This window comes from Labrys sp. HAY1-8F, assembly GCF_056754975.1.
On record NZ_JBPGWZ010000002.1, the window covers coordinates 3,026,854 to 3,045,336 of the forward strand.

Consider the following 18,483-nt stretch of genomic DNA (forward strand, 5'->3'; position numbering starts at 1 on the left):
AATGCTGATGACCCTGTACGAATGGGGCAGTCTGATGTTGCGTTGGGCACATGTCATCACCGGAATCGCCTGGATCGGCTCCTCGTTCTACTTCATGCATCTGGACGCGAGCATGCGTCCCACCCCGAAGATCCCCGCGGGGCAGGGCGGCGAAGCCTGGGAAGTCCATGGCGGCGGCTTCTATCAGGTGCAGAAATATCTGGTGGCGCCGGACTTCCTGCCCGAGCACCTCACCTGGCACAAATGGCAGTCCTATTCGACCTGGTTGACCGGCTTTTGCCTGTTGCTGTGGGTCTATTACGCCCAGTCGAGCCTGCTCCTGATCGATCCCAGCGTCCGGGTGCTGTCGCCGGCCGTGGCCCTGGTGGTCGGCATTGGCGGTCTGGCCGCCGGCTGGCTGGTCTATGACTTCCTGTGCAAATCCCCGATCGGCAAGAACGAGACGCTGCTGGCCGGCATCGGCCTGGTCTTCGTGGTGTTCATGGCCTGGTTCTTCCAGCAGATGTTCTCGGCCCGCGGCGCCTTCATCCACACTGGCGCGCTGATGGCGACGATGATGTCGGCCAATGTGTTCTTCATCATCATCCCCAACCAGCACAAGGTGATCGCTGCGCTCAAGGCCGGGCAGGTGCCCGATCCGGCGCTCGGCAAGGCAGCCAAGCAGCGCTCCGCGCACAACAACTATCTGACGCTGCCCGTGCTGTTCCTGATGCTGTCCAACCACTATCCGCTGACCTATTCCAGTCCCTTCGCCTTCCTGGTTGTCGGCCTGATCCTGGTCGCCGGCGCGCTGATCCGGGTGTTCTACAACGAACGCCATGCCGGACGCGGCGACAAGTGGTGGACCTGGGCGCTTGCGGCCATCCTGATCTTCGGCGCCATCTGGATCAGCGCCTTCCGCTCGCCGGCCTTCCGCGATGCCTTCGACCTCGGCGCCATCGAGGCGCCGGCGGCAACCGAAACCGTTCTCGCCGCCACCGTTCCGGCGGCGGTGCACGACATCATCACCAGCCGCTGCTCCATGTGCCATGCCGAGACGCCGGTCTATCAGGGCATCAACATGCCGCCCAAGGGCGTGCTCCTGGATTCGCCCACCAATATCGCCCGCAACGAGCATGAAGTGTTTGTGCAATCCGTGATGACCCACGCGATGCCGCCGAACAACGTCACCGAGATGACCCCGGAAGAACGCCGTGTGGTGCGCGAGTGGGTGCTCAGGCGTGAGAAGGCCGCGGCGCAAGCCAAGCCAGCCGTTCAGCTCGCCGGCCGCTGAGGCCGGGCCGGCACCAATCCCTCCTCCCTTTCCAGAACCATCGTGCAAGGCCCCGTTCGCGGGGCCTTTTTTGCGTGACGTGCCAGGCAGGTCCTGTCGGCATGCCGCTCCGCTGTTGCGTGAGGAGGCGGGCCATTGACGCCAGGGCGAACAAGCATCACGCCCGACATTGCAAGTGGCCTGCCATCTTTCCTTGCCGAGCGATGGTATCGCGCGCGATAAAATTGCCGGACTCAACAAGAAGGGAGACGACGTCCTGCCTCGGCTGCGTGCTGCCGCATGCAGGCATCGCGACCAGAACAACCGATCACAGCGTCCCGGCGAGGCTGCATCGAACGGTCTCCGCATGCAACGAGATCGCGTCACCGTCGCGCCAGCGCTCGGCGGATATCGCATTGCCCACCCTCCCCAACCGTCCGTTTGGCGACCGTATGCAAACACCGATGTGCAGCCCGAAACGATGCCACCCGTCCCGGTCCCGCCGGCAGAAGCGACGGGCACGGCCGGACGCGACGGCCGGTCGAGACAGGGATCGCCGACGCTCGAAAAGGGCCTCTCAAAACAAAGGGCCTCCCCTTTGCGGGGAAGGCCCTTCGGCAAATCGGGTCCAACGAGTGAAGGCAGGCGTGCGGGCACGGTGACCTTTCCCTCGCCTGCGCTGAATCAGGAGAGCAGATCTGCCAGCGCAGCGGCCACGACCTCGGTCGCCTTGTAGAGGTCGGGCAAATAGAGCCGCTCATCGGCGCGATGGGCGTTGGCCTCTTCGATGGTGCGGGGACCTGCGCCGTAGAGCACGATCGGAATGCCCTTGGCGGCATAGTGTCGGGCATCGGTATAGAGCGGCACGCCATTGGTGGTGACAGGCGCACCCATCACGCGGCTTGCCTCGCGGGTCAGCGCTTCGGAGAGCTGTTCTGAGCCCGGCAGCGGCGTCAGCGGCTCGGCCAGCAGGATGCGGCGGACCTCGACCCGCGCGGCAGGGCTCGCCTGGGCCGCGCCTTCGATCACCTTGCGCAATTCAGCCTCGACGTCCCCGCCCTTTTCTTCCGGCACCATGCGCCGGTCGAGGCGGAAGGTCACCCGGTCGGGCACGACATTGGTGTTGATGCCGCCATGGATGAGGCCGATGGTGAGCTGCGGGGCGCCGATGCCAGGCACCGCCGAAACACGTTGGGCCAGCGAGGCGCGCCACGTATAGAGGGCGCCGAGGATGTTGGTGGCTGCTTCGAGCGCGTCCACGCCTGTCCAGGGCTTGGCGGCGTGGGCCGAGCGCCCGTTCACCTCGACTTCGAGATGCAGGCAGCCATTATGGGCGTTGACGACGGCGTAGGAGAAGCCGGCCCCGAGCGCCAGATCCGGCTTGGTCAGGCCTTCCGACAGCAGCCAGCCGGGACCGATCTCGCCGCCGGCTTCCTCGTCATAGGTGAGATGGAGTTCGATGGTGCCCTTGAGCTCGCGGCCGACCTTTTCCAGAGCGAGCAGGGCGAAGGCATAGGTGGCGAAGTCGGACTTCGACACGGCGACGCCGCGGCCGACCATCCAGCCATCGACGATCTCGGCGCCATAGGGGTCGCGCGTCCAGCCCTCGCCGGGCGGCACCACGTCGCCATGGGCGTTGAGGGCGATGACGGGCCCGTCCCCGAAGCGCTTGCGCACGATCAGATTGGTGGCCGAGATCATGCCGTGCTGGCGCACCAGCGCCTCGGGCACGACATGGCGCTCGACGGTGAAACCGAGGCCCTCGAGCAGGCGCGCGGCCTTCTCGGCATGGGCGGCGCAATCACCGGCCGGATTGTCGGACGGGGTGCGCACGAGTTCGGCGAGGAATTCGGTCTGCCGCTCACGCTCGCTTTCCAGATAGGTGCGGATAGTGTCCTTGATGCTCATTATGGTCTCGTTCAGATGGGGTGGATGGGCCAATTCCAGATCGGCCTCGAAGGTTCGGTTGCTTTACCCTCCCCCTCCAGGGGAGGGTAAAGAGTTAGGAGGCGGGCAGGCGCTTGAGGAAGTCGATCAGCACCTCCAGGGCAGCGCCGACGTCCTCGGTGAGGACGGCTTCGGCCGGGTTGTGGCTGACACCGCCCTTGCAGCGCAGGAACAGCATGGCGATCGGGCACAGGCTGATCATGGCGAGGCCGTCATGGCCAGCGCCGCTCGATAGCCGCAGGGGCTTGAGGCCGGTCGCGGCCACCGCCGCCTCGAAGGTCTCGATCAGGCCGTCATCACAACGGGCCGCGGGCTCGTCATAGGTCTTCTGGATGGCGAAGGCGACGCCGCGACGGGCCGCGATCGCCTCGAACCGGGCCGTCAGCTCGGCGATGGCGGCGTTGCGGATGTTGTCGTCGGGGCTGCGGATATCGACCGAAAAATGCGCACTGCCGGGGATGACGTTGACCGCGCCGGGGCGGAATTCGCAGGCGCCGACCGTGGCGACGAGATCACCCGAGGTGGTGGTGATCAGCTCGGTCGCCAGGATCATCTCGGCCGCAGCCGCGCCGGCATCGAGGCGCAGCCCCATCGGCACCGTGCCGGCATGGCCGGCCTTGCCAGTGAGTTCGACCTTGAAGCGGCTGGCGCCATTGATGGCCGTGACGACACCGACGGGCAGATCCTCCGCCTCCAGCACCGGCCCCTGTTCGATATGGACCTCGACATAGCCCAGCGTGCGGCGGGGATCGCGGCCGAGGCGGGACACGGCGTCGGGATCGCAGCCGAAATCGATCAAGGCCTCGCGCAGGCTGATGCCGGCCTTGTCGGTTGCGTCGAGATTGCCGGATAGAAAGGTGCCGGCGAGCGAGCGCGACCCCGTCAGCGTCACCGGGAAGCGCACACCCTCCTCGTCGCCGAAGGCGACGACGTCGAGGGCGAAGGGCAGCTTCTCGCCGGCGCGATGCAGCGCCGCCACCGCCTCGATGGCGACGATCACGCCCAGATTGCCGTCATAGCGCCCCGCATTGCGCACGGTATCGATGTGGGAACCCAGGATGAGCACGGGCGCATCGGGCGTGGCGCCGGGATAGTGGCCGATCAGCGTCGCGGCCGCATCGAGCTGCGTCGTCATGCCGGCCTCTTCCATCCAGCCCTTCACCAGCGCGATGGCCGCGGCATGCTCAGGCGTGAGATAGAGCCGGGTCAGAGCTCCCTCGTCGGCGGAGCAGAATGCTAACTCATCGAGCCGGGCCATGGCACGGACACCACTGGGGATGGCTGATGTTGCGAGGGCTAATCTCATCACAGCTTCATTCCTTCGGGCAGTATCAGCACAGCCCTGAAATCATTGACGTTGGTCAAGGTCGGACCGGTGACGATCTGGTCGCCAAGAGCCTGAAACAGGGTATGGGCATCGTTGTTGTCGAGGCTGGCGATCGGATCAAGCCCGGCGGCGCGTGCGCGTGCAAGACTTGTCGGATCGATCATCGCACCGGCCACTTCCTCGGCGCCGTCGACACCGTCTGTATCACCGGCCAGGGCATGGATGCCACGTTGTCCGCCGAGCTTGATCGCAAGCGAGAGCAGATATTCGACATTGCGCCCACCCCGCCCCTTGCCGCGCACGGTAACCGTGGTCTCGCCGCCGGAGATCAGCACGCAGGGTGCGGCTGCGGGCTGGCCGTGCTGGGCGACCTGGCGGGCGATACCGGCCATGACGATGCCGACGTCGCGGGCTTCCCCCTCCAGGGAATCGCCCAGAATGATCGGGGTGATGCCGGCCTTGCGGGCAACCGCGGCCGCTGCCAGCAGCGATTGCTGCGGCGAGGCGATCAGATGGATCTCGCCGCGGGCGAGGCGCCGATCGCCGGGCTTGGGTGTCTCCTCCTGGGCCGCTTCGAGATGAGCGATCACCGGTGCCGGCCCATCGATGCCGTAGCGGGCAAGGATGGCCTTGGCGTCGGCAAAGGTGGTGGGATCGGCCACGGTGGGGCCAGAGGCGATGGCGGCGAGATCGTCGCCCGGCACGTCCGAGATCACCAGGCTGACGACACGTGCCGGGAAGGCGGCGGCGGCCAGCCGCCCGCCCTTGATGGCGGACAGATGCTTGCGCACGCAGTTCATCTCGTCGATCGGCGCGCCCGATTTGAGCAACGCCTTGTTGATCGCCTGCTTGTCGGAAAGCAGCAATCCTTCCGCCGGCAGGCTGAGCAGGGCCGAGCCGCCGCCGGAGATCAGCGCGATGACGAGATCGTCCTCGCCAGCCCCTTCCACCAGGGCGAGCATGCGTGCCGCCGCCCTGACACCGTTGAGGTCCGGTACGGGATGGGCGGCTTCGATCACCGCGATACGCCGACACGGCACGGCATGGCCGTAACGCGTCACTACCAGGCCTTCGAGCGGGCCGGGCCATGACTCTTCCAGCGCCTTGGCCATGGCGGCGGCGGCCTTGCCGGCCCCGACCACGATGGTCCGCCCCTTCGGCGGCCGCGGCAGGAAGGCCGGCATGCAGGCAGAAGGTGTCGCCGCAGCCACCGCTGCCTCGAACATCGATGTCAACAATGCCCGTTCAGGCATGGCGAACCTTTCTGTGCCAAAGCGTTTTGCGATCAGACGGAAGCGTCTGGAATCGCAAAGATACGTCGAAACGAGGAGCTTCTGCACCGGAACCGACGGTCTCCCCCACCCGGGAGCGGGAAAGACCGATGGCTGGCGTCAGCCCTTGACCGGTGCGCCGATCTCGTGATTGGCCATGATCTCCAGCGCCCGGACCAGGCCGGAATGATCCCAGGCCGCGCCGCCATGCGAGACGCAGGCATTGAACAATTCCTGGGCGGTGGCGGTGTTGGGCAGGGAGAGGCCGAGCTGGCGGGCCGTGGTCAAGGCGAGATTGAGGTCCTTCTGGTGCAGGGCGATTCGGAAGCCTGGATCGAAGGTGCGCTTGACCATGCGCTCGCCATGCACTTCCAGGATACGCGAGGCGGCAAAACCGCCCATCAGGGCCTGGCGCACCTTGGCCGGGTCGGCACCGGCGCGCGAAGCGAACAGCAGGGCCTCGCCGACGGCCTCGATATTGAGGGCGACGATGATCTGGTTGGCGACCTTGGTGGTCTGGCCATCGCCATTGCCGCCGACCAAAGTGATGTTCTTGCCCATCTTTTCGAACAGCGGCCTGGCGCGCTCGAAGGCGGCCTCGGGACCGCCGACCATGATGGTGAGGGAGGCCGCCTTGGCGCCGACTTCGCCGCCCGAGACCGGCGCGTCGAGATAGTCGACGCCGAGTTCGTTGATGCGCTTGGCGAACTTCTTGGTCTCCACCGGGGAGATCGAGCTCATGTCGATGACGAGCTTGCCGGCGGAGAGGCCCTCGGCGACGCCACCCTTGCCGAACAGCACCGTCTCCACATCCGGGGTGTCGGGCACCATGGTGATGATGATGTCGGCCTTGCGGGCGACGTCGGCGGCGCTCGCCTCGGCCTTGCCGCCGGCCTTGATCAGGTCCTCGGGCACATTGCCGAGCGTGTTGAGGAAGAGGGTGTGGCCGGCCGCAATCAGGTGTCCCGCCATCGGGGCGCCCATGATGCCAAGTCCGACAAAGCCGATATTCATGATGAAGATCCTTGTTCCTTAGGCGCAAGCGCCAGCCAGTCGCCTTCTCCCGCAAGGGGAGAAGGGGATTTATGGGACGGGCTCAGCGAGCCTGCTTGAACCAGCCCAGGCCCGCTTCGGTCTCGCCCTTGGGCTTGTATTCGCAGCCGATCCAGCCGGCGTAGCCGAGCTGGTCGAGCCATTGGTAGAGGAAGGGGTAGTTGATCTCGCCGGTGCCCGGTTCGTTGCGGCCGGGATTGTCGGCCAGCTGCACGTGCCAGATCTCAGGCAGGTGCTTTTCGATGGTGCGGGCCAGATCCCCTTCCATGATCTGCATGTGGTAGATGTCGTATTGCAGACCGACATTGTCCGAGCCGGTCTCGGCAATGATCTCGGCCGCCTGGCGGGTGTTGGTCAGGTAGAAGCCGGGAATGTCGCGCGTGTTGATCGCCTCGATCACCAGGCGGATGCCGGCCTTCTTGAGCTCGCTTGCGGCATAGCCGATGTTTTCGACGAAGGTGGCCCTTGCCTGCCCCGCATCGACGGAGGCGGGCGCGATGCCGGCCAGGCAGTTGACCAGCTTGCAGTCCAGCGCCTTGGCATAGGTGATGGCCTCTGCAACGCCTTCACGGAACTCCGCCTTGCGATCGGGCAGCACGGCGATGCCGCGCTCCCCGCCCGCCCAGTCGCCGGCCGGCAGATTGTGCAGGACCTGGGTGAGCTTGTGCTCCTTCAGGGCGGCAGCCAGATCGGCCGCCGGGAAAGGATAGGGGAACAGATATTCCACGCCCGCAAAGCCGTTGCGGGCGGCTGCCGCGAAGCGCTCCATGAACGGCACTTCATTGAACAGCATGGTCAGATTGGCGGCAAATTTAGGCATGGCGGTTCCCGGTGTCTTACCCTCGATGGGGAGGGTCGACGCGCTAGCGTCGGGGTGGGGTGATGGCTCGACCGTCGGAGAACGAGCTCTCATTCAATCACATTGGCCAGGGGCAGCGGTTCTCACCCCACCCCGGCCTATTGGCCGACCCTCCCCCTCCAGGGGAGGGTAAAAACTCAGTCCAGCAGCGCGATCGCGGTGGGCGCGTCGGAGGCGTCGAGGGCGAGATCCTCGAACTCCGTGACCTTGTCGAGATCGGTGCCCATGGCGACGTTGGTGACGCGCTCCAGCATCACCTCGACCACCACCGGCACGCGCAGTTCGGCGGCCAGGCGCTTGGCCTCCTGGAAGGCGTCATAGAGCTTCTCGGGGTCGGTGACGCGGATGGCGCGGCAGCCCAGGCCCTCGACCACCTTGAGATGGTCCACACCATAGACGCCCAGTTCCGGCGTGTTGATGTTCTCGAAGGAGAGCTGGACCTGGAAGTCCATGTTGAAGCCGCGCTGAGACTGGCGGATCAGGCCGAGATAGGCGTTGTTCACCAGCACATGCACATAAGGCAGGTTGAACTGGGCGCCGACGGCCAGCTCCTCGATCAGGAACTGGAAATCGTAGTCGCCCGAGATCGCCACCACCGAAGCGCTGCGATCGGCAGCGCAGACGCCGAGCGCCGCCGGCAGCGTCCAGCCGAGCGGACCGGCCTGGCCGCAATTGATCCAGCCCCTGGGCTTGTAGACATGCAGGAACTGGGCGGCCGCGATCTGCGACAGGCCGATGGTCGAGACATAGGTGGTGTCGCGGCCGAAAGCCTTGTTCATCTCCTCATAGACGCGTTGCGGCTTGATCGGCGTCTCACTGAAATGGGTGCGGCGGAGCAGGGTTTTCTTGCGCTCGCGGCATTCCTCCAGCCACGTGGAGCGATCCCTGAGCTTGCCCTGCGCCTTCAGTTCCCGGGCGGCTTCGATGAAGACATCGAGGGCCAGGCCCGCATCCGAGGCGATGCCGTAATCGGGCGCGAAGACCCGGCCGATCTGGGTCGGCTCGATGTCGACATGCACGAATTTGCGGTCCTTGGTGTAGACCTCCATTGTGCCGGTGTGCCGGTTGGCCCAGCGATTGCCGATGCCGAGCACGAAGTCGGAAGCGAGCAGCGTGGCATTGCCGTAGCGGTGGCTGGTCTGCAGGCCGGCCATGCCCACCATCAAGGGGTGGTCGTCGGGGATGGTGCCCCAGCCCATCAGGGTCGGGATCACCGGCACGCCGGTCAGTTCGGCGAAAGTGACGAGTTTGTCGGAGGCATCGGCATTGATGATGCCGCCGCCGGCCACGATCAGCGGGCGCTCGGCCGCCTGGAGGAGGGCGATGGCCTTGTCGATCTGGGCGCGGGTGGCCTTGGGCTTGTAGACGGGCAGCGGCTCATAGGTTTCCGGATCGAACTCAATCTCGGCCGTCTGCACGTCGAAGGGCAGGTCGATCAGCACGGGGCCGGGGCGGCCCGAGCGCATCAGATGGAAGGCCTGCTGGAAGGTGCCGGGCACCTGGGCGGGCTCCATCACGGTGACGGCCATCTTGGTGACGGACTTGGCGATCGCGGCGATGTCGACGGCCTGGAAGTCCTCCTTGTGCAGACGGGCGCGCGGCGCCTGGCCGGTGATGCACAGAATTGGAATGGAATCGGCCGCCGCCGAGTAGAGACCCGTGATCATGTCGGTGCCGGCCGGGCCGGAGGTGCCGATGCAAATGCCGATATTGCCGGCCTTGGCACGCGTATAGCCTTCGGCCATGTGGGACGCCGCCTCGACATGGCGGGCCAGGACATGCTTGATCTGGTTGCGCGGGCGCAGCGCGGCATAGAGCGGGTTGATTGCAGCACCGGGGACGCCGAAAGCACACTGGGCGCCTTCCTTCTCCATGATGTGCACAGCAGCTTCCGCCGCGGTCATGCGGGCCATGAGCGTTTCTCCTCAAGCATTCTTCGATCCGCGGATCGGAATTTGCGTCGGTTTCATAGCGCTTTCCGATCCGACTGGATCGGAAAGACGCGTCTATCTTTTTGAAATCATGAACGATATTCGATTCAACGGGATTGAATGTCGTTCTTGAAAATCGCGCCTCGCATGCGACCGACGGGATCGAATCCAAGGCGGTATGAATTGTTCGACGGAGCGGTCTTTCCCGCTCATTGCTGCCTGAAGATTGCAGGGGAACGACTATTAGTCCAATATATGGTTCGGTATAATCAATAGCTAAAAGATATGGATCGGTGGCTGCCATGGAACTGCGCCATCTGCGCTACTTCATCGCCCTGGCGGAGGAACTCAGCTTCACGGCCGCCGCGCAGCGCCTGCACATCTCGCAGCCCCCGCTGAGCCAGCAAATCCGCGACCTCGAGCATGAGCTCGGCGCCGTGCTGTTCCTGCGTACCAGCCGCAAGGTGATGCTCACCGAAGCCGGCACGGCCTTTCTCGCCCATGCGCGCAGCATCATCGCCAGCGCCGAACTTGCCGCGACGCAGGTCAAGGCGATCGGCCAGGGCATGACGGGCGCGCTCAACGTGGCGGCAACCGGCTCCATGCTGCTCGGCCCGCTCGCCGCCCTGATGGCGGACTACCGGCGCCGCTTTCCGGGCGTGGTGATCGGCCTGCACGAAATGGCCCCCGAAGCCCAGCTCAATGCGCTCTCGACCCGGGCCGTCGACGTCAGCTTCCTGCGCATGCCGCCCGAGGATGCCGAACTCGTCCGCGAGACCGCCTGGCGCGAGCCTGTCGGCGTCTTCCTGCCATCAGGCCATCGCCTCGCCGAGCGCGGCTCCATCGCTCTCGCCGAACTCCACGAGGACGAGCATGTCTTCCTGCGCCTGCGCGATTCCAGCTTTGCGGTCTATCTGCGCCAATGCTGCGTCGAGGCCGGCTTCATTCCCCGCATCAGCCAACAGGTGATCGAATCCTATTCACTCACCAGCCTGGTCGCGGCGGGCTTCGGCATCGCCCTTGCCCCGCGCAGCGTCAGCGCCCTGTCGCGGCCCGAAGTTATTTACCGCGACCTCGTGCCACCGACCCCCACTGCCGACGTCAGCATGGTCTATCAGCGAGAGCCCAGCCCGGTGCTGGCACGCTTCCTGGGCTTCGCGCGCCGCTTCCTGGCCGATTGGCGGGCCCAGCCAGGCCGCCAATAAACGTTTCCGCTGCTCAGGAGACCGGGACGGCAGCCAGTTCCCGGCGCAGGACCTTCAGGGCCGTCGACATCCAGATCCAGACCCGGGCTGACTCGGCCTGCTCCTGGGCCAAGGTCACCTTTGTCCTGCCGAAATGCTTGTAGGCGTCATTGGCCTCCAGGGCGCCATAGGCTCCCGGTGCCGTATATTTCAGGATTTCGCGGGTCGTCCGGTCGCCGGCCAGCCGCTCCGCCGCCGAAACGGACGGACGCCGCGCCCCGCCGGCGCCGGGCGGCAGATAATCGTTGGATTCGTTGATAATGCCGTCCGGGTCGGCGACGCCCCAGGGCGTGCCACCCATGCCGCCATGGGTACAGAAGAAATATTGCTGCTTGTAAATGGTGGGCGCGCCCGGCATGCGCCGTGTCGCATAGCTGCCGAACAGCGACCGTGAACCCGTCTTCGGATCCCGGCGGGCATGGAAGCACACCCGGACATTGGGCGGAATGAAGAGCGGCGCATTGAAGGGCTGCCTGTCGACCGCATCGAACAGGAATAGGCCGTCGACGGCAATCCCCTTCAGCGCGAGCAGCGAAGCGGTATAGACCACTGCCGCACCGCCACGACTATAGCCGGCTAAGAAGATACGTTTGGGTCCGGACGCTTTGTGCCGATAGCGCTCCCGCACAGAGCGATAGGCGCCGATCCCCAGGGCCGGCGTCGAGACGCCGTCGAGGCTCGGGCCGCGCCGGTAATATCGCGCTTCGTTGCCCCAGCTCCGATACAGGCGCTGTACGAAACTATTGCCGAACTCCGTCTCATAGGCCCGGTCGGAATAGGGGCCGGTGCCGTCGATGCCGGCATAGATATCGAGCGCGGCATTGGCCGCTGCGATCTCGGCACCGCGCCTTTGCCGCTCCTCGTGCCGTGCGACCTCCATGGTGTAAAGCACCGACATGTCGTGACTGTCGAAAGGAAAGGCGCCGTTCCAGTTCATTGCCCACCCCGAATGACCTGCGAAGTATATGAAGCAGTCTATACGGACGCATCGATGTCTCTCAAGAAGTATTATTTGACAATTATGTAAATTGCCGCGCGGTAGATGCATACCTCTTGAGATAAATTCGATACAATCGGTGCCGTAGGAGAGAATTATTATGAGAGAGAGAAGATTTTCTCCGATCTTGAAGCAAGTAGACCTGTGGCATGCTCCAAGCCATCTTGTCCGCATTCGCCTCCAGACTTCGGAAGGCATGGTGGAGAGCTTCGAGCTCGGCAACGCCCCCGGGTAATATGGACTAGGGAGGTTGCCGCGGCGGGTTTGCACGCGTCCATGGCCACTTGACGAATTACCACCGGGCCGACATTTTGCGCATAGGCGTGACCGACGCCCAACCTCCCAAGGCCTTCCCCAGCATGGCCTTAAACGGAGGCAAAGGGACTTCTGTCTCGGGTCGTTGTCGTGGTCCGGTCGTTTCGGGCGTGGTTGCTGGGGAACTTGCGTCCGGGGCGTGAAAGGCCTGACAATGACGCAGAATGGCAATCTCAAGCGCCGTGTCCGTGCGCGCGCAGCCAAAACGGGCGAGTCCTATACCGCCGCTCTCAGACATATTCGCCAGACATCGGGACATGATCCGTCGCCGAGCCATACCGACACGCAATCGCTACGGCTGGCGGTCGCGCAAACCTCGCTCTTCAACGATCCCCGCGATAGTTCCGGTTTCCGCGCCACTGGCGAGGAAATGCGGCGCTTGATGCGTGAGGCTCATAAGGAAGGCGCGCGGCTCATCCATTTCCCAGAGGGCGCAACCTGCTCCCCCAACAAGCGCATCATGTCGCAGAACGGCCCTGGGGATATCGGCCCTTCCGACTGGACTCGATTCGACTGGGCGGTTCTTCGCGAGGAACTGGACATGATCAGCACGCTCGCGCGGGAACTTGGGCTCTGGACAGCGTTCGGGTCGGTCCATCGCCTCACGCCGCCGCACCGGCCGCACAACAGCCTCTATGTCGTCTCCGATCGCGGCGACCTTGTCACCCGCTATGACGAGCGCCTGCTCTCGAACACCAAGATCTCCTTCATGTATTCGCCGGGGAAAGGCCCGGTGACCTTCGAGGTCGACGACCTCCGTTTCGGTTGTGCGCTCGGTATGGAGGCGCACTATCCGGAGATATTCACCGAGTATGAGAGTCTGGATGTCGATTGCGTCCTGTTCTCGACGACGGGAGAGACCCCATCGGCCGCGCCGCCTTTCGCGGCGGAGGCATTGGGACATGCCGCCAGCAATGCCTATTGGGTCAGTTACGCCGCCCATGCGCCGCAAAGCGTGACGATCCCCGCTGGAATAGCCGCGCCGGACGGCCGATGGAAAGCCCAATGCCCGTCAGACGGCACGCCGGCCCTCCTCGTCTCCGACATCTCGGCCGATCGCGAGCATCCCGCGCGGCCATGGCGACGAACCGCCCGCTCCGATCTTTACGAGGCGCATAAGATAGACGGCGATCCCAGAAGCGACGCCCGCACTTCGTTCTGATCGGCAAAAGAGACCCAAAGGCCAATGCCGTTCACTTAAGCGTCTTCGAGTTTGCACGACCTTTGTCATTGCCGGGCTTGACCCGGCAATGACAAATCGGAGCGTTTCCTCCTTATGTGAACTGCATTGCCCCCTGGCCCCTTTGGTCACTGTCGCCGCATCATTGCTGCGCAAGAGGGTGTCCACCTTTCGGCACGAAGGCCACGGCAAACACCAGCTGGCATGCTCCTTGCTTGAATTTCCTGAGCGAGCCTGACGCGCGCCGTCGGCGACGCGGGGGTGGGCTCGTCGTCACCCCAGGCGCAAGACGTGCCGGCCGGTTGCGGGACAACCACCGACCGCTGCCCCTTCGGACAGGACTATTCCGATGACCATGGATGCCATCACGGCCCCGGCCGGCCGAAAACCACTCATCAATTCCCTCTTCCTCCAGGTTCTCGTCGCCCTCGCGCTCGGCGTCGTGCTCGGCATGACCGCGCCGGGCTTCTCCGTTCAGTTGAAGGTCCTGAGCGACGGTTTCCTCAAGCTGATCTCGATGATCGTGGCGCCGATCGTCTTCTGCGTGGTGGTGCACGGCATCGCCGGCGCCGGGGACCTGCGCAAGGTCGGGCGCGTCGGCGTCAAGGCGCTGATCTATTTCGAAGTGGTGACCACGGTGGCCCTCGCCCTCGGCCTGCTGCTGGCCCTCGTCGCCGGCCCCGGCCACGGCATGAATGTCGATGCCACCAAGCTCGATGCCGGCGCTATGGGCAGCTATGCCGACAATGCGCACAAGATGCAGGGCGCCGGCGTCGGCAGTTTCATCCTCAACATCATCCCGACCACCTCGATCGATGCCCTCGCGCGCAATGACGTGCTGCAAGTCCTGTTCTTCGCCATCGTTTTCGGTATCAGCCTCGCGCTCGTGGGCGGCGAGAAGGCAGAAAGGATCTCCTCCTTCGTGGATGCCGTGGCGACGATCCTGTTCAAGGCCATGTCGCTCATCGTGCGCCTCGCGCCCCTGGGCGTCCTCGGCGCCGTGGCCTACACGGTCGGCAAATACGGCGTCGGATCGCTGCAGCAACTCGTCTCGCTGGTCGGCCTGTACTATGTCGCCGTCGCCGCCTTCGTCATCGTGGTGCTGGGCAGCATCATGTGGATGACCGGCCTGAACATCTTCCGGTTCCTGGCCTATCTGCGCGCGGAACTCGCCATCGTCCTGGCGACCGCCTCTTCGGACGCCGTCCTGCCGCAGGTGATGCGCAAGCTGGAGTATCTGGGTGTGCGCAAATCGGTGGTCGGCCTCGTCATTCCCACCGGCTATTCCTTCAATCTCGATGCCTTCTCGATCTATCTCACGCTGGCTGTCGTCTTCATCGCCCAGGCCACCAACACGCCGCTGTCGCTCGGGGATCTGCTTCTGGTGCTGGGGGTCTCGCTGCTGACCTCGAAGGGGGCCCACGGCGTACCGGGCTCGGCCATCGTGATCCTGGCGGCCACGCTCAACACGATCCCCTCCATCCCCGCCATCGGCCTCGTGCTCGTCCTCTCGGTCGACTGGTTCATCGGCATGGCCCGCGCCGTCGGCAACCTCGTCGGAAACTGCGTCGCCACCGTGGTCATCGCCGCCTGGGAAGGGGACCTCGACCGGGCAAGAGCCGCCAAGGTGCTCGGAGAGAATGGCGACATGGCGGACTGACAAAGAAGGCCACTCGCCCCACTTTGGGTCAGGGATGGAGCCATCGCCCCAGCTTCGTACGGAACGAGGGAGCGGCGGCGGCGCATCTCCCTCGCCCAAGTACCTTTTACGCCTTTGCCCCCGACACCTTCACGCCCGGCGCCAGCGAACGCAGCACATAGTAGATGACGCCCGCGATGGCGACGCCGAAGAACCAGCCATAGATGCCCCACCAGGCCGGCAGCCAATTGGTCAGGTTGGGCAGGATGGAGGAGAACAGCGCGCCGATGCCGGCTGCGATCAGCGCCTTGACATGCCAGCCGCCCTGGAAGCGGAACTCGCCATCCTCGCGATAGAGCGCCTCGACATCGATCTCGCCCTTGCGGATGAGATAATAGTCGACCAGCATCACCCCGAGGATCGGCCCCATGGTGGAGCCGATGACGCCGACGAAGCTGGCGGCGCTGCCTTCCCAGGGCGCGAAGGGATAGAGCACCAAGGCGATCAGCGCTGCAATATAGCCACCCTTCTTGAAGTCGATGCGGCGCGGGAAGACATTGGCGAAGTCGAAGGCCGGCGAGACGAAGTTCGCCACGACATTGATGCCCAGCGTCGCCACCGCGAAGGTCAGCGCGGCGAGGAGAGCCAGGAACCAGCTGTCGAATTTCGCCGAGATCTGGTCGGGATGCAGCAGCACCTCGCCATAGACGTCATAGGCCGCGATGGTGGTGACGCCAGCCACCATGGAGAACAGTACCAGATTGACCGGCAGACCCCAGAGATTGCCCGTGCGCACCGCGGCCTTGTCGGGCGCGTAACGGCTGAAATCGCAGAAATTCAGATAGAGCGCTGAGAAATAGGTCACCCAGATCGCCGCGACCGCAAACAGCGAGGTCCAGGAGCCGGGCGTGCCGGGCACGCCGGCATCCTTGGTCTTCTCCAGGAGAACCTCGAGGGGAATATCGCTGGAAAAGGCGAAGCTGCCGGATTTGACGCAGAGATAGATCGCCAGGATCAGCATCATCACCCACACCGCCGGGCCGGCCCAATCCTGGAAGCGACGCACCGTCTCCATGCCCTTCTGGATGATCAGGAGCTGAAGGGCCCAGATCACCACGAAGCAGATTACTTCGAGCCCGGAATGGCCGAGGAAATGCACGTCGCGATGAAACTGGGCCAAGCTCTCCGAGCGGATCAGCAGCGCGACGATGGCCCCCGAGGCGGCCGATGTCTGGGCGCCATACCAGAAGCAGGCAACCACGGCCCGCACCAGAGCCGGCAGGTTCGCGCCCCAGATGCCGAAGGAGGCCCGGGCGAGCACCGGATAGGGCACGCCGGTCTTCACGCCGGCATAACCCACCAGGTTCATCAGCGCGTAGATGACCAGCGAGCCGATGCCGATGGCCACGATGAAATTGACGAAGCCGCCGCAGAACAGGAACAGGCTGGCCGCAAGATAATAACCCCACAGGCTGTGCACGTCCGATGTCCAGACGTTGAAGATGCTGAACGGCCCCCAATTGCGGACTTTTGCCGGTGCCAGATCCTCGTTGTAGAGGTCGGGCGATGCCCCCTTGATCTCCATTTATCGACTCTCCTGCCCTGCCGCCGGAGATCATGGCATGACGTCTGGTAATGTCCGGCGGCAATTCCATTCGTCATGGCTGAGCCGAATCTTGGCCCTGCATGTCGCAGTCAGAGCCTTCTCAAGAGACAAGTCAATCAACATCAAAACAATAAGAACCGATATTTTATCTGTACTGACCTCTCCCGATCGCCAACTCAGCCAATACTGCTCGAATGAGAAGCAACCTGCACAGCCGCAAACCATGGGCGCGCGCAAAGTCGCAGCAGGCCGGCAATAAAAAGTCCACCGTCGCCAATCCGCGACGGTGGGCGAATTCAGGCCAGATACTCCGTCTCAGCTGCGCTTGCGCGGCTTCTTCGGCTCGCCCATGACATAGGTCTCCTCCACCGCGCGGTCATCACCGAGCGTGATCAGCACGAAGAGCTCCTCGGCCAGGGTGGTCACCGTCTCCATGCGATGCGCCATGGCCGGCGTCGCCTTGGCGTCGAGCACGACGGCATCACATTCATGGCCCGGTTCGAAACTGCCGATCAGATCTTCGAGGCCGATGGCAATGGCATTGCCGCGCGTCATGGCATGGAACAGCGCCAGCGAATCCAGGCGCTGGCCCTGCAATTGCAGCACCTTATAGGCCTCGTTCATGGTCTGCAGCATGGAATAGGAGGTACCGCCGCCGATATCGGTGGCGACGCCGATGCGCACCGGCCTGGCAGGATCGCGCATCGCCTTCCAGTCGAACAGGCCCGAACCGAGGAAGAGGTTGGAGGTCGGACAGAACACCGCCACCGCATCGGCATCCGCATAACGCTGGCGCTCGCTCTCGGACAGATGGATCGAGTGCCCCATCAGCGACTTCGGGCCGAGCAGCCCGTATTTTTCATAGATCGCGGTATAGTCGGCGCAGTCGGGATAGAGCCGCTTGGCGGTGGCGACTTCTTCCAGATTCTCGGAGATATGGGTCTCGACCAGGCAGTCCGAATGTTCGCGCGACAAGGTGGCAGCAGCTTCGAGCTGCTCGGGCGTGGAGGTGATGGCAAAGCGTGGCGCGATGGCATAGAGCTGCCGGCCTCGGCCGTGCCAGCGTCCGATCAGGGCCTTGCTCTCGTCATAGCCGGACTTGGCGGTGTCGGTGAGAGCATCGGGCGCATAGCGGTCCATCATCACCTTGCCGGCGGCCATACGGGTGTTGCGCCGCTCGGATTCGGCGAAGAAGGCTTCCGCCGAAGTGGAATGTACCGAGCAGAAGGCGACCGCCGTGGTGGTGCCGTTGGAAAGCAGTTCGTCGAAGAAGAAGGCGGCGCCGCGGGCCGCATGGGCCGGATCGCCATATTTCTGCTCCTCGACGAAAGTGTAGGTATTGAGCCAGTCAAGCAGCTGGGCTGCCCAGGACGCCACCACCTGCGTCTGCGGCAAATGGATATGCGGATCGATGAAGCCGGGCGTGATCAGCTTGCCCGAATGATCGTGAACAACCGCGCCGGCGGGAAGCTGGGGACGCAGAACGGACGTCTCGCCGACCGCCAGGATCTTGCCGCCGGCCAGGACCAGCAGACCGTCCTCGATATAACGCACGGCGCTCGCGCCGTGCTCCTCCGGGCGCTCTACGAACCACAACAGGCGGCCGCGCAGGGCCGTATCCGCCCGCGAGATATCCTTCGTCGTCACAACGTCACTTCCTTCTGGCTGGCGCACAGGGCGCGCGACTAGAGCGCTTTTCTCCGGTGAAGACGCCGTGCCTTCAATGCGGGCACCAGCGTGGGACCTGCGACTGCGTCAGGATCCCATGGCATGGCTCACCGATCATGCCAGTCATCATAACCATATCCCTTTCAGGCGATTGTCACATTTTATTGGGAAGTCCTTCATGCGAGGCCTGTCTA

At 64.3% G+C, this 18,483-nt stretch carries 13 protein-coding genes; 4 read left to right on the plus strand and 9 right to left on the minus strand.

Features of this window, described 5'->3' with window-relative positions; all coding sequences use genetic code 11:
* The first annotated feature begins 1 nt into the window (after position 1).
* Complete coding sequence (locus tag ACR9ZN_RS23095; RefSeq protein ID WP_481273267.1) at positions 2–1,273, plus strand: urate hydroxylase PuuD; 1,272 nt, start codon at positions 2–4, stop codon at positions 1,271–1,273.
* Between the two features lie 663 nt (positions 1,274–1,936).
* Here ACR9ZN_RS23095 and ACR9ZN_RS23100 read toward each other — a convergent pair.
* The 6 genes from ACR9ZN_RS23100 to gcl form a co-directional block, all read right to left on the minus strand.
* Positions 1,937–3,160 (minus strand): M20/M25/M40 family metallo-hydrolase, encoded by a 1,224-nt coding sequence (locus ACR9ZN_RS23100; protein WP_454811391.1) that lies wholly within the window; start codon positions 3,158–3,160, stop codon positions 1,937–1,939.
* A gap of 94 nt (positions 3,161–3,254) precedes the next feature.
* Positions 3,255–4,505 (minus strand): allantoate amidohydrolase, encoded by a 1,251-nt coding sequence (locus tag ACR9ZN_RS23105; protein ID WP_481273268.1) that lies wholly within the window; start codon positions 4,503–4,505, stop codon positions 3,255–3,257.
* A complete protein-coding gene (locus ACR9ZN_RS23110) occupies positions 4,505–5,779 on the minus strand; it encodes a glycerate kinase type-2 family protein (protein WP_481273269.1) in 1,275 nt (424 codons plus the stop codon). Before ACR9ZN_RS23110 ends, ACR9ZN_RS23105 begins: the two co-directional genes overlap by 1 nt.
* A 138-nt stretch (positions 5,780–5,917) precedes the next feature.
* Positions 5,918–6,814 carry a 2-hydroxy-3-oxopropionate reductase gene (glxR, locus tag ACR9ZN_RS23115; protein ID WP_481274383.1) on the minus strand — a complete coding sequence of 299 codons (897 nt, stop codon included), beginning with the start codon at positions 6,812–6,814 and terminating at the stop codon, positions 5,918–5,920.
* Positions 6,815–6,893: 79 nt separating this feature from the next.
* On the minus strand, positions 6,894–7,670 hold the full coding sequence (hyi, locus tag ACR9ZN_RS23120) for a hydroxypyruvate isomerase (protein ID WP_481273270.1): 777 nt from the start codon (positions 7,668–7,670) through the stop codon (positions 6,894–6,896).
* 176 nt (positions 7,671–7,846) lie between these two features.
* Entirely contained in the window at positions 7,847–9,622 is a 1,776-nt protein-coding gene (gene gcl / locus ACR9ZN_RS23125) for a glyoxylate carboligase (RefSeq protein WP_434958770.1), read from the minus strand.
* A gap of 320 nt (positions 9,623–9,942) precedes the next feature.
* Here gcl and ACR9ZN_RS23130 point away from each other — a divergent pair, with 320 nt between their 5' ends.
* Positions 9,943–10,845: a LysR family transcriptional regulator gene (locus ACR9ZN_RS23130; RefSeq protein ID WP_454811401.1), complete on the plus strand. Its 903-nt coding sequence runs from the start codon at positions 9,943–9,945 to the stop codon at positions 10,843–10,845.
* Positions 10,846–10,858: 13 nt separating this feature from the next.
* On the opposite strand, the gene ACR9ZN_RS23135 is transcribed toward ACR9ZN_RS23130, so the two are convergent.
* The gene (locus ACR9ZN_RS23135; RefSeq protein ID WP_481273271.1) at positions 10,859–11,821 is read right to left on the minus strand and encodes a hypothetical protein; all 963 of its coding nucleotides are present in this window, start codon (positions 11,819–11,821) and stop codon (positions 10,859–10,861) included.
* A 529-nt stretch (positions 11,822–12,350) separates the two neighbouring features.
* On the opposite strand from ACR9ZN_RS23135, the gene ACR9ZN_RS23140 reads away from it, so the two are divergent.
* Complete coding sequence (locus ACR9ZN_RS23140) at positions 12,351–13,358, plus strand: carbon-nitrogen hydrolase family protein (protein ID WP_481274384.1); 1,008 nt, start codon at positions 12,351–12,353, stop codon at positions 13,356–13,358.
* A 373-nt stretch (positions 13,359–13,731) separates the two neighbouring features.
* The gene (dctA, locus tag ACR9ZN_RS23145; RefSeq protein WP_481274385.1) at positions 13,732–15,036 is read left to right on the plus strand and encodes a C4-dicarboxylate transporter DctA; all 1,305 of its coding nucleotides are present in this window, start codon (positions 13,732–13,734) and stop codon (positions 15,034–15,036) included.
* A gap of 106 nt (positions 15,037–15,142) precedes the next feature.
* On the opposite strand, the gene ACR9ZN_RS23150 is transcribed toward dctA, so the two are convergent.
* Positions 15,143–16,600, minus strand: a complete 1,458-nt coding sequence (locus ACR9ZN_RS23150) for an NCS1 family nucleobase:cation symporter-1 (RefSeq protein ID WP_434958773.1) — start codon at positions 16,598–16,600, stop codon at positions 15,143–15,145.
* 336 nt (positions 16,601–16,936) lie between these two features.
* Positions 16,937–18,268, minus strand: a complete 1,332-nt coding sequence (gene guaD, locus ACR9ZN_RS23155; protein WP_481273272.1) for a guanine deaminase — start codon at positions 18,266–18,268, stop codon at positions 16,937–16,939.
* Positions 18,269–18,483: the final 215 nt, after the last annotated feature.